We start from the raw sequence: 12355 nt of genomic DNA, 5'->3' as shown, positions 1-12355 counted from the left end.
TCGGGAGGAACTGAATAGGGCATTGGTCTTTAGTTAGGCCTTATCAGCCGGTTTGATGGTGGTAGCGAGTTGCTCTTGGACAACCGGACGTTGTTTGTGGATCTTCTGCGTGTCGGCGATGAGATGGTCAAGGAGTGGTGATGGAGAAGATCCGAGGGAGCCACTCAACCGGTAGAGAATGAGTTGGGCGTGCGATCGGAAGGTCCCAGCCCAGCGTTCCGGCGAAAACACGAGGTCATCGTCTGCGTGCTCAATACCAGACTACGCAACTCACGACTCACGACCAAGGACAACAGCGCCGCGTACAGCAGAATCTCTACGACGTATTACTTCGTCGTATCGAACTCATCCAGTCTGTACTGCGTCTTCAGTTCCCGAAACAACGCGAGAGATTCGTGATGTACAAGTGGTAGTCGTCGGCGTCCTCGCTTGCGGACGCCGACGACGCGGAACCATCTCGTATCACGTGACTGTACAGCCTAGTCTGTCCTCGGTGGAGAAGTTCTCAGTCCAGTATGAGAGTCATCACTGGCCAGTGAATTTTGGCTTGCTATCCAGACACGTTTACTACCTCTGAATTTCTATAAACCTATAAATAGTAAAAATTTATATATTACACCTTGGATGTACAATTGCTGTGTCAAATAACAACCCGAATCCCAAGACGAGACGGAATTTTGTACGAACAGCCACAGCTGGTTTGTTCACAACTACAGCACTAATGACGAGTGCTCAAGCGAACAAGGCGGAAACCACCGATTCAGGGGAAGTGAAAATTGAAGATGGAGAGATCGTGTATAGAGGTCCGAAGAAGTCTGTTTCCCCGGACCAAGCGGCAGAAAGTGCTGCTGATGTCTCGCACTCCGACCTTGATGGATACATGCAGACGGGAGTGGAAGGATTGAATGAAGCCAAGTCTAACGGGTATGTCGAATTTGAAGAAAAAGATGGTGTACCACGGGTAGTCCCAACGCAAAAAGGGCTTGACGAACATGGTCCATCACAGCAAATCGGTATCCTCTGCGGGAAAAACGATTATGAAGCAGAAACCACCTGGCGTGGTGGGGTACGACATGCATTTTACTTCGACGATAGCCTGAGCCGTAATATCGCGGCGGCAATGGCATCCGGTGCAGCAGCAGGTGTGATTGGGTCAAAGATTGCTGCTGCTACCGGAGTCGGTGCTCCTGCTAGCGTCGTTTCCGCGGTTGCTGCTATCCTCGCAGGTCTTGGTGCAACGCTAATGTTTGAAGCTAACGAGGGCTGTGGTGTTCGTATTCGTCACTATCCTGCAGCACCACCAGTGCCGGGTGTTGGAATAACCTTCAAACCTCAATAAAGCGCATTCACACGGTCAAACAATATCGAAACATAGTGTTTATTAAATCTAATTATAGTCATAATATTTTAGACCAATACCAAACACATATGTATGTATAGATTGTAAGTTGATCCCATGGTATTCGAGGGATTTACAACAGGTTCGTTTATTGTTATTGTTTTCGCCATTTCTATGGTAGTAGTAAGTATAGTAAGCCTCGCCGACTTTGCTTTGATCGCTCACGACATTACAAAATCATATTTTGGAAAAGTGGTTATGATCGGTTGGATACTCGTTGGGATATGGGGTGTTGGAATGATTACATTAGTCACGACTGAAACGATAGTTTCTGTACCACTTGCATTTGTGGGACTTCTTTTCACACTCTGTCTGCTCAGTTACGAAACAATCCTCTACAGTAGAAGTAGTCTGGATGATGGGGTGCGCCCAAGTGTACAGTGGTTATTAAATCGAACTAATGATAACAAATGATGTCCGTTGGTCTTTAGTTAAACCCCAGCAGCCGGCTCGATGGCGGTAGCGAGCTGTTCTTGGAGAATCGGACGTTGTTTGAGAATCTTCTGTGCGCCGGCGATGGGCCGGTCAAGTAGTGATGGCGGAGAATACCCGAGGGAGCCACTCAACCGGTAGAGAATGACCTGGGCATGCGACCGGAAGGTCGCCGCCCAGCGTTCCAGCGAAAACACGAGGTCATCATCTGCGTGCTCATACTGTCGAACAGAACGACGTGAAGATCGGTCGCTCTACTTCGGCCGTCTCCGACGTCGACGGCCGCGAATTCGCGACCGACTTCGTATTGACTTCTGTCCGACAGTATCAATGACCAGACTACGCAACTCACGACTCACGACCAAGGACAACAGCGCCGCGTACAGCAGAATCTCCACGACGTGTTTCTTCGTCGTGTCGAACCCATCCAGTCTGTACTGCGTCTTCAGTTCCCGAAACAGCGCGAGGGATTCGTGATACACAAGTGGTAGTCGTCGGCGTCCTCGTTGCAGACACCGACGACGCGGAACTGTTTCGTATCACGTGACTGCGTGCCCGCGTACTCTCTTCGATCAAACTCGATCTCAACTTCGACATCGATGTACTTGCGCCAGAGATCGACCACAACGTCGAAGATTTTCTTCCCAAGAAAATTGTGCGGGCCCGCCATTCCTGGAGTTCGTCGGTTACAACCGGTTAGAACTACGCTTCAGCCGCCTCACGAAGTAGCCGTCGTCAGAACGACTCCTGTCCGCCCTGATCGTCCTGGTCCGGCGCACCCTCGTCCTGTCGGTCCTCACCGGCCGCAGGGGGCGTCCGATCGCTGTAGTTCTTCCGTCCGATGGCCTCGTCGCCGACCATGTTCATGATCGCCTGTTCGACCTCGCCGTAATCCCTGTACTCGTCCTCGTTCAGCGGGCCGATGATCCCCTCGAGCGTCGCCGTCTCGCCCTCCATATCGATCTCTTCATCGCCGTACTCCTCGAGCAACTCGTCCTCGCTCATCGGGTACTCCGCGGACTCGAGTTGGTCGCCGAGGTTGCCCAGTTCGACGCCGAGTTGGCGATTGTCGTCGGTCATAGTCGAAGCGTGGGCGAGGCGTCGGAAACCGGTTGGCCCTGCGTTCGCCACCGATTGCGTCGGCGGACTCGGACCGGTGGAAACCGCTCAGGACGGCCGGCGCGCGACCGCGACCGCCGGCACCACGACGAGCACACCGAGAGCCGCGGCCGGAACGACCGCTTCGACGCTGCCCTCGAGCGCAGTGATGCCGGCGAGCAGTGCAAGCGCTACCGTCGCCGACTCGGTGTGGTAGGCCGGTTGCGGTGTCGATCGTGATCGCGACGCCGTTGTCGACGATGGGGGCGAGGAAGAACGTAACTGCGGTCGAGCGATCGACCATGCCGCAAGCGCCCCGGCGGCGAGTGCGGCGTACGTGACCGACCGGCCCGCGGACCCGCTGGCGACCATCGCCAGGAGCGCGAGGCCGAGTGCCAGCGCGAACGCCGTCGTCGTCCGGTCGAACGGGGAGCGCTCGAGAAGCCACAAGACCGCAGCCAGGTAGACGACACCGAGGACGATTCCGGCGACGATATCGCCGGGATAGTGAACCGCGAGGACGACTCTGGAGAGGCTGATTGCGAGGATGAACACACCTGCAGCCGCGAATCGAACGCGTCGCGTTCCAGTTCGAACCGTCAGCGCAAGCAGGCCGTAGGCGACGGTCGCCCCGAGTGCGTGGCCGCTCGGAAAGCCGTAGCCGCCGAGAGTCACCGTCGAGATGTAGGTCGGCTCGAGTGCGGCGGGCAACGCGGCGGGAGTCGCCGCGACGAGCTCCGGTCGCGGGAGCACGAAGAGGTACTTCAGCGCGGTCATCGCCGCCAGCCCGCCGACGACGACACCGACGAGCCAGACCGCTGGAACGCGGGGGGTCAGTCCGGGTGTGGCGTCGGATACCGCGGCGTGTTCTCTGCCCGCCGTGCTCGTCCGGTGACCGGATCCGCCATCGTTTCCTCGCCACGTGAGAAGCCACGACGCCGCGATGGTGATCGATAGCAGCACCCAGACGTCGCCGAAACGCGTCACGAGCGCCGCCGCGAGAAGCAGCCACTCGGGAACGGAGCCGTGGAGGGACTCGAGGAGGCCGCCGCCGCGATACATGGCTGCCGGTTGGACACGCGGTACAATAACGGACGGAGTAGCGACTGCAAGTCGGCGGTCCACGGTGACCCGCTGCAGCCACCGGGAGTTTCATGTCCGCTCCGCGGGAGGGGTTCCGCATGGACCTACGCGACGCGACGTGGACGGACGTCCGCGACTGCGAGACCGACCTCGCGGTCGTCCCCGTCGGTAGTACGGAACAACACGGCCCGCACGCCCCGCTCGGGACGGACGTCGTGGCAGCACAAGCGGTCGCCGACGCCGGCCTCGAACAGTTCGACCGCGACGTCGTCCGAGCGCCCGCGATCCCGGTTGGGGTCGCCGAGGAACACCGTCAGTTCCCCGGAACGATGTGGGTGTCCGAAGACACGTTTCGGAACTACGTTCGCGAGGCCGTCGAGAGTCTTGCCCACCACGGCTTCGATCGGGTCGTCATCGTCAACGGCCACGGCGGTAACGTCGACGCCCTGCGGGAGGTCGGCGGGACGATCACGCGGAGCGGCGAGGCCTACGCCGTCCCCTTCACCTGGTTCGAGGCCGTCGGCGAGCACTCGGCCGAGATGGGCCACGGCGGCCCGCTCGAGACCGCCCTGCTTCGCCACTGCGAGCCGGAACTCGTCCGGGAAAACCGGATCGACGAGGCGAGCGCCGGCGGTGCTGACAGCTGGGGGGAGTGGGTGAGTTACTCGAATCTTGCCTACGATGCGGCGGAGTTTACCGAAAACGGCGTCGTCGGCGATCCGAAAGACGGGGACGAACAGCGAGGGGCGGAACTACTCGAGTTGGCGGCGGACGCGCTGGTTCGACTGCTCGAGGCCGTCGCCGAGCGAGATGTCTCGCGACCCGAGGGTCGGTAACGGCTGTCGGTTCGGAGAGCTGGCGTTACTCTTCGTCTTCGGTTTCGTCTTCGGCTTCCTCGTCTGTATCCGCTTCGGCTTCTTCGTCTTCGCCTTCATCCTCGGACTCCGCCGCCCCACCGGCCGCTTCGAGCGAACCGCGAAGCGCCGGCACCGTCGAGGTGAGCTCACCGACCTGCTCGCCCGCTTCGGAGATGTCTTCGATGGTCTCCTCGAGTTCGGCGATCTCGTCCTCGAGATCGTCGGCGTCCTCGAAGGCGTCGGCTCGCTGGCCCATCGTGAACCACTTCTTGGCGTCTCGAAGGTGCGCCTCGGCGTCGCCGGCATCCAGTGTGGAGTTGAGGCCGTTGAGCACGCCCAACACGTTGTCGGCGTCGGTCTCCCAGACGTCGTCGGCCGCCGGGAGTGCGTCCCAGGCGTCCTCGAGCGAGGACTCGACGTCCTCGCGCATCTCGTTGGCCGCCTCACCGAACAGTTCCTCGTCATCGCCGAACGTCGCTTGACTCATGCTAGCTCCTTTGCGGGGACCGTGGTTAAAAGGTCGCCCGAAAGTGAAAGTGAAATCCCGCTCGAGCAGTCCGATATCGGCGAATCGACGGTCTGATTTCGAAAACGAAGTGACTGCCGAGCGCTCGCCGCTTACGATTCGCGAACCGATTCGACCCGCATCAGCGGATAGCCGTCTTCCATTTCCATGCGCGTAAGGACCGTACACCCCTCGTAGTCGACGACGATCTCGACCTCGAGAAAGCGGCCCGTCAGTTCGGTGTAATCGGCCGTCGACGCGGCGAGTTCGGCCTCGAGTTCGTCGGTTCGGACGTCGACGGTGACCTCGGTACAGTGGGGCTGGTTCTCGATCGACTCCGCCATCGCCGTCGCGAGACTTTGGGCGCTCTCTGGCGAGACCGGCGTCCCGGCGAACTGGTGGTAGAGCGTGCCGAACTTGATGCCCGCCTCGAAACAGGCGGCCTCTGCGTCGGTCGGGGTGTCGGCGTCGGTCTCAGTATCGGCATCGGTATCGGTAGCCCTGTCGCCGTCGGTGTCGTCCATACGCCATCACTCGGCCTCGAGGACGTTTTCGGTTGTGATATGGGCCGAACAGCATTTCCAATAGCCATATCCTGCGGTGAGGCGTAGCGCCGAGTCGGAATCGCACGTTACTTATCGACGGTATCCCTCACACCGAACGAATGGCACAGTCGGTCCTGCTTACGGGGGCTGCGGGGCGGGTCGGGGACGCGATCCTCGGCAGGCTCGCAGACGAACACGAGTGGCGCTTGCTGGATCGCGACCCACCGACGGACGAGCAGCCGGGGGAGTTCGTCGTCGCGGACATCACCGACGACGAGGCCGTCCGCGAGGCGATGGACGGAGTCGACGTCGTGATCCACCTCGCGGGTGATCCGCGTCCGGAAGCGCCGTGGGACAGCGTGCTGACGAACAACATCGACGGCACGCAGACCGTCTTCGAGGCCGCCGTCGACGCCGGCGTCGAAAAGGTCGTCTTCGCCTCCTCGAACCACGCCGTCGGCGCCTTCGAGACCGACGAGCGCACGCCCGAGATGTACCGTACGGATGATGACTACCTGCTCGACGGGACGGAACTGCCCCGACCGGGGAACCTCTACGGCGTCTCCAAAGCGGCGGGCGAAACGCTCGGTCGCTACTACCACGACGAGTACGGACTCTCCGTCGTCAACGTCCGCATCGGGAACCTCACCGAAGGCCACCCGCCGATCGACTACGAGCGCGGACAGGCGATGTGGCTCTCCTACCGCGACTGTGCGCACCTGTTCGATCGCTGTATCCGCGCCGACTACGGCTACGAAATCGTCTACGGCATCTCCGACAACGACCGCAAGTACTACTCGATCGATCGCGCCCGCGACGTTCTCGGGTACGAGCCGCGGGATAACTCCGCCGACCACGACTGAGCAGCAAGCTTCGTTGTCCGTCGGTGGTCCTCGAAAACCGAACATCGAAACCGAACATCGAACGCCGGCAACCGCACGACTGAAGCCCCACCGTTCTGTCGTCTAATACGGATACTACCATGGAGTACACGACGCTCGGCACCAGCGGAATGTCGGTCAGCCGCATCGGACTCGGCTGTATGAGTTTCGGCAGCGGCCGCGAGTGGATGCTCGACCGCGAGGAAGGAACCGAACTCATCGAGCGCGCCATCGACCTCGGAATCAACTTCTTCGATACCGCCAACGTCTACTCGACCGGCGAATCCGAGGCAATCCTCGGCGACGCCCTCGCGGGCTACGACCGGGACGAACACGTCATCGCGACCAAGGTCTACGCCGAGATGGATCCGGACAACCCGAACTCGAGCGGCCTCTCACGGAAAACCATCGAACAGGAACTCGAGGCGAGCCTCGACCGATTAGGTATCGACACCATCGACCTTTATCAGACCCACCGCTGGGATTACGACACCCCGATCGACGAAACCCTTCGAGCGCTCGACGACGCCGTTCGGCGCGGGTCGGTACGTTATATCGGCACGTCCTCCATGTGGGCCCACCAGTTCGCCGAGGCGCTGCAGACGAGCGAGGCGCTGAATCTCGAGCGGTTCGCGACGATGCAAAACCACTACAACGCGTTCTACCGCGAGGAAGAACGCGAGATGCTCCCGCTGTGTGAGAAGGAAGGTATCGGCGTGATCCCGTGGTCGCCCCTCGCTCGCGGCGTCGGTACCCGCCCGCACGACGAACTCGACACGACGACCCGCGGGCAAACGGACCAGTACCTCGAGCAGATCCCCTACCTGCAAGGCGGCGGCGAAGAGATCAACGAGCGGATTCAGGAACTCGCCGCCCAGAAGGGCGTGACGATGGCCCAGATCAGCCTCGCCTGGTTGCTCCACAAGGAATGGGTCGATGTCCCCATCGTCGGCACGACGAGCGTCGACCACCTCGAAGAGGCCGTCGAAGCGATCGAACTGGACCTCTCGGACTCGGATCTCGCCTACCTCGAGGAGCCGTACGAGCCGCTGCCGATCGCGGGCCACGAGTGATCCGAAGCCGCCACAAGCACGGCTGAGAGCTGGTCGCGCTCGAGATTCACCGTCGGCGGAAAACCGCGTTCAGAACAGCCCTTCGACGTCCGACTCGCGCGCTTCTCGCCGACCGACGTGAGACGTCAATCGCCGGTAGACGATCCCTCGGTGCTCCTCCTCGCGAACGAAGTCGAACAGGAGCGTGATAAACCGACTGTCGTCGTCACCGGCCTCGAGATCCCGTCGAGCATACGTTCGCGCCTGTTCGATCGGCTCCGCGTCGAAGCCCAGTTCGTCCGCGAGAACGGTCGCTGCGATCGCCGTCGGTCCGAACGCGAGCGTCGACAGCGCCGGTCTCTCGCCTTCGTGCTCGAGTCCGACCGGCGGCCGGCGTTCGATCAGTTCGGGATCCGCCGCGAGATCGGCGAGGAACGATCGAATCGGCGAAAGCCGAACCGCTCGAGCGGTCTCGGGCAACTCGGCGAGATACTCGTGAGCGCTGTCCGCCAGTCCAACGGCACCCACCCAGTTCCGGTTGCGGGCGTGGTACACCGCGGCCGTGAACTGGATCAACCCGTGGAGCAGTCGCTCGTCGTCAGTGCCGGACTCGAGGTCGAGCCAGTGTGCTTCCCAGGCGTCGTGGGCGGCGTGATAGTAGCCCGCGTTGTAGATCGCGGCTCCTGCCCGGAGCTGGTCGCGCATAGCTCGTCTAGGGACTCGAGAACCGAGTTACTATCGACTGGTGGACGGAACGTCTGAAAGCGGTGAGCGCCGGATACGTACCGCCTCCGGCGGGGCGGGCAGACAACAAAAGTACGCTACTCACATCCATAACCGCCGTCGCCGACTGAAACGGCGACCGCGTTTCGCTCGGGAGCGAGCAGTGTACGGGACGAGCGGCGAGTCCCGACCGGTTACTGTCCGCCACCGGTCACGGCGGTACTCGGTGAGAGGCCGGAAACCATCATTAGTATGGACCGACTTCGAACCATGGTGATATATGGTGACAATACACAATAGGTGATTAACGGGGTACTACCCGCTCCGAATCACTGACTCGGGCACTTCCTCTCGGACGCGCTAATCACGGGTTACAGTCTCACTCGAAGCCGTCTTCCCAACGAAATCGGCCATTACGTTGGACGACGTCGCCGTCGATCTCGAGTCGCGAGTCCTCGCTGACGTCAGTGATCATATCGACGTGCACTGCAGAGTCGTTACCCGACTCGCCGTCGGGAAGGTTCGAATCGTAAGCCCGACCGAGCGCGAGATGGATCGTGTCGCCCATCTTCTCGTCGAAGAGGATGTTATCCGTATAGCGATCGATACCGCGGTTCATCCCGATTCCCAGTTCGCCGAGTCGGCGCGCACCGTCGTCGGTCTCGATGATTTCGGTGAGGACCGCCTCGCCCTGGTCGGCGTCGTAGTCGACGACCGCCCCGTCCTCGAACTCGAGACGGACGTTTCGGACCGACTCCCCGTGGAGTGTCATCGGGACGTCGAAGGTCACCTCACCCTCCGTCGCGTACGGCGCGGTGAACACCTCGCCGCTGGGGAGGTTGTGCGAGTCATAGGCGACCGACGCAGCGCTGTTAACCGCCGTCCGACCGTCGATCGACATGGTGAGATCGGTACCGTTCGAAACGAGTCGGACCTCCGACCCGTCGTCGAGCAACGCTTTCATCTGGGCCATCTCGTCGGCCAGCGACTCCCAGTCGCGCAAGATTGCGTCGTACGCGAACGTCTGGTACTCCTCGTAGGCCATGTTCGCCTGCTGGGCCAGCGAGCGCGTCGGATGGACCGTCGACACCCAGCGAGTATCCATTCGAGCCTCGCGAAGTTCGCTTCTGGCGCTGTTGTACGCCTGTCGCGTTTCCCCCGGAACGTCCGCCGTTGCACTCGTGTTTCGGCCGCCGCCGAGTGAGAGGTACACATCCGCGTTCTCGACTAACGCGAGTTCGTGAGCCGGGTTTTCGTCAAACTCGCCGTCGTGCGCTCGCAGGTACGCGCGAGTGATCTCACCGGAGCTGTACGTCGCGAGCAGGTTTGCTCCCCGCTCCCCGAGCGCTTCGGCGACCGCAACCGCGAGTTCGTGGGCATCGGGCCCGACGGAGAGAACGACGTTATCTCCGTCCTCGATACGAGCGCTCCAGTCGACCAGTACCGCCGCGTGTTCGCGTACGCGTTCGTCCATATTCGGTCTCTCTCGAGCAGGCCACTAAACGCTCTCCGTTCGGGCTGGCGAATCGCCACTCGCGAGGAACGGGCGCACGATAAATAACTCGGCGTACGTAACTTACGCGGCAGTGGTCTCTTCGGCGCCCGTCGCCTCACGAGACCGAACGAACGAGACGACCGCATAGACGATCGGCGTATCGAGCACGGCGATCGCGAGTTTCAGCAGGTACTGACCGATCATCAATGCGAGAAGTTCGCCGACGCCGAGAACGGGACCGACACCGAGAAGCGCGGGCGCAATCGAAAAGGCGATTCCAACGAAAATTACCGTGTCGATGGCCTGACTGCTCGCTGTCGACCCGATGTTTCGGAGCCAAAGTCTCTCACCGCCGGTATACTCCCGGATCCGGTGGAAGACGATCACGTCCCAGTTCTGACTGACGACGTACGCGAGCAGGCTTCCGAGAACGATGTTCGTCGAGGCCCCGAGCACGTCGGCAAACATTCCGGGATCGATACTGGTCTCGGCTGCTGGTGCCGCGATCGTCGACCAGACGAGAACAAGCACAACGAAATTCATCGCGAACGCGACGTTAACGACCACCTGCGCCGCTCGCCGCCCGTACAGTTCCGCATAACAGTCGCTGGCAAGGAAAGTTAGCGCGTATGCAAGCGCCGCTCCGGGGAGCACCAGCTCCGCACCGGTGATCGGCAACGAAAACGGCAATGAAAAAGCGAGCACCTTCGACGCCGTCAACTGCGCCGTCACCAGTGCCGTCACGAACAGCCCGATCAACGAGACCTGCGCGATCGTCGGGACAGCGGCCACCTGCGCCTGAGATTCCGACTGGCTCATGCAAATTTCGTATCCATCGAGGCCACCTAAACGATTCGAGACGGCCACGAGACCGGATGACGCTGCGAGACCACGAAACCACGAGGCCACCCGAAGAACGAACTCGAGTTCGAGAACGTATCATTCGGCGCGAAGAGAGACCGGTCGGCAACAGTCGGCAGCGGGCACTTCTCACCGTTCCGAGTGTATTTATGTCAGAAAAACGCCCGACTGAAAAACGCGAGATATTCCTCCGACAAACGAGATTTCGGATGTTTGCCCGAACCGTGTGTCTGCCTCTCGAGAGGAGATGTATAACACAATGGTTATACGTGCCCCGGCACTTTCTTTGATTGCAATGGCGAAAGGAAACGTTGATTTCTTCAACGACACAGGCGGCTACGGTTTCATTGAGACGGACGACGCAGACGACGACGTATTCTTCCACATGGAAGACGTTGGCGGTCCGGACCTCGAAGAAGGCACAGAGATCGAATTCGACATCGAACAGGCCCCCAAGGGCCCCCGCGCCACCAACGTCACCCGCCTGTAACACGGCTTTTTACGTTCGGTAACCGGGTTTCACAGTCGAATACCCATTCTTAGCACACTACTCCGACAGCGATAGCGACGGCGTTCATACCACCAGTCTTCACCCCTGTACAAACAGTTTTACAACCGTATGTAGCATATCTGGTTGGAAAAGCGATCGCAATTTTCGAGCGATCGCCACCATCTCTCGTCAGGCAGTGAACCAACCACACATAACTGTAGCCACCTCTTACTCATTCTGGACATAATTGTCAGTTCAGTTATTTCAGTTAGCCCGTCAAAACAGCCGAGAAACAGTTGATACGAAATCGATAACAAATAGTCGATCAGTTGGTGTGTCGATGTGGTAGCAAAATGGACGATCTGACCGGATTTCAACGCGATCTGCTGTACGTGATCGCGGGAGCTGACCAGCCGTCTGGCCAGGAAGTAAAAGACGAAGTCGAGAAGTACTACAACAGTGAAATCAACCACGGGCGATTATATCCGAACCTCGACACGCTCGTCAACAAAGAGCTCGTCGAGAAAGGGCAACTCGACCGGCGGACGAACTATTACGCGATTAGTGACCGCGGGCTCGAGCAAATCGAACAGCGCCGAGAGTGGGAACAACAATACATCGACTAACCCGAGTCGTACCACTCATTCTGTTCCCGCTCGGTCATGGTCGCCGGGTTCCGTCAGCCCCGTCCATCGCATTAGACCGACCGCAGTGACCCGTCCGGAAGTTCTCTTCCCGGACGAAATCGGTTCCCGAGATTGCTCGAGTCTTGACGCTGCTGTGGAAGCCACTCCAGAACTGTGTCCCACCCTTCGTACAGCACACCGGTAGCGTCGACGGCATATCCGCATAGAAGTGTCTCATCGAAGAATATTCGAATTATATGCAAAACGCCACACAGCGGTTGCTGTCTGGCAGTTGAGTATGAGTAGGA

Annotated in this window: 14 protein-coding genes, 1 rRNA gene and 3 pseudogenes (1 of these 18 only partly in view); 7 read left to right on the top strand and 11 right to left on the bottom strand. The window is 60.0% G+C overall.

Annotated features, from left to right (window positions below):
* Positions 1 to 33 precede the first annotated feature (33 nt).
* Positions 34 to 473: pseudogene (locus GS429_RS15400) on the bottom strand (IS4 family transposase); the annotation flags it as partial.
* Positions 474 to 637: 164 nt separating this feature from the next.
* On the opposite strand from GS429_RS15400, the gene GS429_RS15395 reads away from it, so the two are divergent.
* Together GS429_RS15395 and GS429_RS15390 are read left to right on the top strand one after the other, a co-directional pair.
* Entirely contained in the window at positions 638 to 1339 is a 702-nt protein-coding gene (locus GS429_RS15395; protein ID WP_160066241.1) for a hypothetical protein, read from the top strand.
* 117 nt (positions 1340 to 1456) lie between these two features.
* Positions 1457 to 1813, top strand: coding sequence for a hypothetical protein (locus GS429_RS15390; protein ID WP_160066240.1), 357 nt, complete (start codon positions 1457 to 1459; stop codon positions 1811 to 1813).
* A 17-nt stretch (positions 1814 to 1830) separates the two neighbouring features.
* Here the strand turns inward: GS429_RS15390 and GS429_RS15385 are convergent.
* The 4 genes and pseudogenes from GS429_RS15385 to GS429_RS15370 form a co-directional block, all read right to left on the bottom strand.
* Positions 1831 to 2049: pseudogene (locus tag GS429_RS15385) on the bottom strand (IS4 family transposase); the annotation flags it as partial.
* 111 nt (positions 2050 to 2160) lie between these two features.
* Positions 2161 to 2568, bottom strand: a pseudogene (locus GS429_RS15380) (IS4 family transposase); the annotation flags it as partial.
* Positions 2567 to 2911, bottom strand: coding sequence for a DUF5789 family protein (locus GS429_RS15375; RefSeq protein WP_160066239.1), 345 nt, complete (start codon positions 2909 to 2911; stop codon positions 2567 to 2569). The gene GS429_RS15375 and the pseudogene GS429_RS15380, both read right to left, overlap by 2 nt.
* A gap of 87 nt (positions 2912 to 2998) precedes the next feature.
* The gene (locus GS429_RS15370; RefSeq protein WP_160066238.1) at positions 2999 to 3991 is read right to left on the bottom strand and encodes a phosphatase PAP2 family protein; all 993 of its coding nucleotides are present in this window, start codon (positions 3989 to 3991) and stop codon (positions 2999 to 3001) included.
* A gap of 119 nt (positions 3992 to 4110) precedes the next feature.
* Here GS429_RS15370 and GS429_RS15365 point away from each other — a divergent pair, with 119 nt between their 5' ends.
* A complete protein-coding gene (locus GS429_RS15365) occupies positions 4111 to 4848 on the top strand; it encodes a creatininase family protein (protein WP_160066237.1) in 738 nt (245 codons plus the stop codon).
* A gap of 25 nt (positions 4849 to 4873) precedes the next feature.
* Here GS429_RS15365 and GS429_RS15360 read toward each other — a convergent pair whose 3' ends face one another.
* Together GS429_RS15360 and GS429_RS15355 are read right to left on the bottom strand one after the other, a co-directional pair.
* Complete coding sequence (locus GS429_RS15360) at positions 4874 to 5356, bottom strand: DUF5790 family protein (RefSeq protein ID WP_160066236.1); 483 nt, start codon at positions 5354 to 5356, stop codon at positions 4874 to 4876.
* Between the two features lie 131 nt (positions 5357 to 5487).
* The gene (locus tag GS429_RS15355; protein ID WP_160066235.1) at positions 5488 to 5898 is read right to left on the bottom strand and encodes a dihydroneopterin aldolase family protein; all 411 of its coding nucleotides are present in this window, start codon (positions 5896 to 5898) and stop codon (positions 5488 to 5490) included.
* Positions 5899 to 6038: 140 nt separating this feature from the next.
* Here GS429_RS15355 and azf point away from each other — a divergent pair, with 140 nt between their 5' ends.
* Together azf and GS429_RS15345 are read left to right on the top strand one after the other, a co-directional pair.
* Positions 6039 to 6782 carry an NAD-dependent glucose-6-phosphate dehydrogenase Azf gene (azf, locus tag GS429_RS15350; RefSeq protein WP_160066234.1) on the top strand — a complete coding sequence of 248 codons (744 nt, stop codon included), beginning with the start codon at positions 6039 to 6041 and terminating at the stop codon, positions 6780 to 6782.
* A gap of 119 nt (positions 6783 to 6901) precedes the next feature.
* The gene (locus GS429_RS15345) at positions 6902 to 7873 is read left to right on the top strand and encodes an aldo/keto reductase (protein ID WP_160066233.1); all 972 of its coding nucleotides are present in this window, start codon (positions 6902 to 6904) and stop codon (positions 7871 to 7873) included.
* Positions 7874 to 7942: 69 nt separating this feature from the next.
* On the opposite strand, the gene GS429_RS15340 is transcribed toward GS429_RS15345, so the two are convergent.
* The 3 genes from GS429_RS15340 to GS429_RS15330 all read right to left on the bottom strand — a co-directional run bounded on the left by GS429_RS15340 (position 7943) and on the right by GS429_RS15330 (position 10889).
* Entirely contained in the window at positions 7943 to 8557 is a 615-nt protein-coding gene (locus GS429_RS15340) for a DUF309 domain-containing protein (protein ID WP_160066232.1), read from the bottom strand.
* Positions 8558 to 8954: 397 nt separating this feature from the next.
* On the bottom strand, positions 8955 to 10049 hold the full coding sequence (locus GS429_RS15335; RefSeq protein ID WP_160066231.1) for an aminopeptidase: 1095 nt from the start codon (positions 10047 to 10049) through the stop codon (positions 8955 to 8957).
* A gap of 102 nt (positions 10050 to 10151) precedes the next feature.
* Positions 10152 to 10889 carry a queuosine precursor transporter gene (locus tag GS429_RS15330; RefSeq protein ID WP_160066230.1) on the bottom strand — a complete coding sequence of 246 codons (738 nt, stop codon included), beginning with the start codon at positions 10887 to 10889 and terminating at the stop codon, positions 10152 to 10154.
* A 337-nt stretch (positions 10890 to 11226) separates the two neighbouring features.
* Here GS429_RS15330 and GS429_RS15325 point away from each other — a divergent pair, with 337 nt between their 5' ends.
* Positions 11227 to 11421, top strand: a complete 195-nt coding sequence (locus tag GS429_RS15325; RefSeq protein ID WP_006182670.1) for a cold-shock protein — start codon at positions 11227 to 11229, stop codon at positions 11419 to 11421.
* 353 nt (positions 11422 to 11774) lie between these two features.
* Complete coding sequence (locus GS429_RS15320; protein ID WP_160066229.1) at positions 11775 to 12047, top strand: PadR family transcriptional regulator; 273 nt, start codon at positions 11775 to 11777, stop codon at positions 12045 to 12047.
* 269 nt (positions 12048 to 12316) lie between these two features.
* Here GS429_RS15320 and rrf read toward each other — a convergent pair.
* Positions 12317 to 12355 (bottom strand): 5S ribosomal RNA (gene rrf / locus GS429_RS15315) (it continues 98 nt past the right edge of the window).

It is taken from the genome of Natronorubrum halalkaliphilum (assembly GCF_009834785.1).
Classification (GTDB): domain Archaea; phylum Halobacteriota; class Halobacteria; order Halobacteriales; family Natrialbaceae; genus Natronorubrum; species Natronorubrum halalkaliphilum.
The sequence above is the reverse complement of the archived record's forward strand: the minus strand, read 5'-3'. Positions and strand labels throughout refer to the sequence as shown.

Bases quoted from the DNA above. Each gene is read 5' to 3' on its own strand.
- GS429_RS15390 (WP_160066240.1), top strand. From the start codon at position 1,457: ATGGTATTCGAGGGATTTACAACAGGTTCGTTTATTGTTATTGTTTTC.
- GS429_RS15375 (WP_160066239.1), bottom strand. From the start codon at position 2,911: ATGACCGACGACAATCGCCAACTCGGCGTCGAACTGGGCAACCTCGGC.
- GS429_RS15370 (WP_160066238.1), bottom strand. From the start codon at position 3,991: ATGTATCGCGGCGGCGGCCTCCTCGAGTCCCTCCACGGCTCCGTTCCC.
- GS429_RS15365 (WP_160066237.1), top strand. From the start codon at position 4,111: ATGGACCTACGCGACGCGACGTGGACGGACGTCCGCGACTGCGAGACC.
- GS429_RS15360 (WP_160066236.1), bottom strand. From the start codon at position 5,356: ATGAGTCAAGCGACGTTCGGCGATGACGAGGAACTGTTCGGTGAGGCG.
- GS429_RS15355 (WP_160066235.1), bottom strand. From the start codon at position 5,898: ATGGACGACACCGACGGCGACAGGGCTACCGATACCGATGCCGATACT.
- azf (WP_160066234.1), top strand. From the start codon at position 6,039: ATGGCACAGTCGGTCCTGCTTACGGGGGCTGCGGGGCGGGTCGGGGAC.
- GS429_RS15345 (WP_160066233.1), top strand. From the start codon at position 6,902: ATGGAGTACACGACGCTCGGCACCAGCGGAATGTCGGTCAGCCGCATC.
- GS429_RS15340 (WP_160066232.1), bottom strand. From the start codon at position 8,557: ATGCGCGACCAGCTCCGGGCAGGAGCCGCGATCTACAACGCGGGCTAC.
- GS429_RS15335 (WP_160066231.1), bottom strand. From the start codon at position 10,049: ATGGACGAACGCGTACGCGAACACGCGGCGGTACTGGTCGACTGGAGC.
- GS429_RS15330 (WP_160066230.1), bottom strand. From the start codon at position 10,889: ATGAGCCAGTCGGAATCTCAGGCGCAGGTGGCCGCTGTCCCGACGATC.
- GS429_RS15325 (WP_006182670.1), top strand. From the start codon at position 11,227: ATGGCGAAAGGAAACGTTGATTTCTTCAACGACACAGGCGGCTACGGT.
- GS429_RS15320 (WP_160066229.1), top strand. From the start codon at position 11,775: ATGGACGATCTGACCGGATTTCAACGCGATCTGCTGTACGTGATCGCG.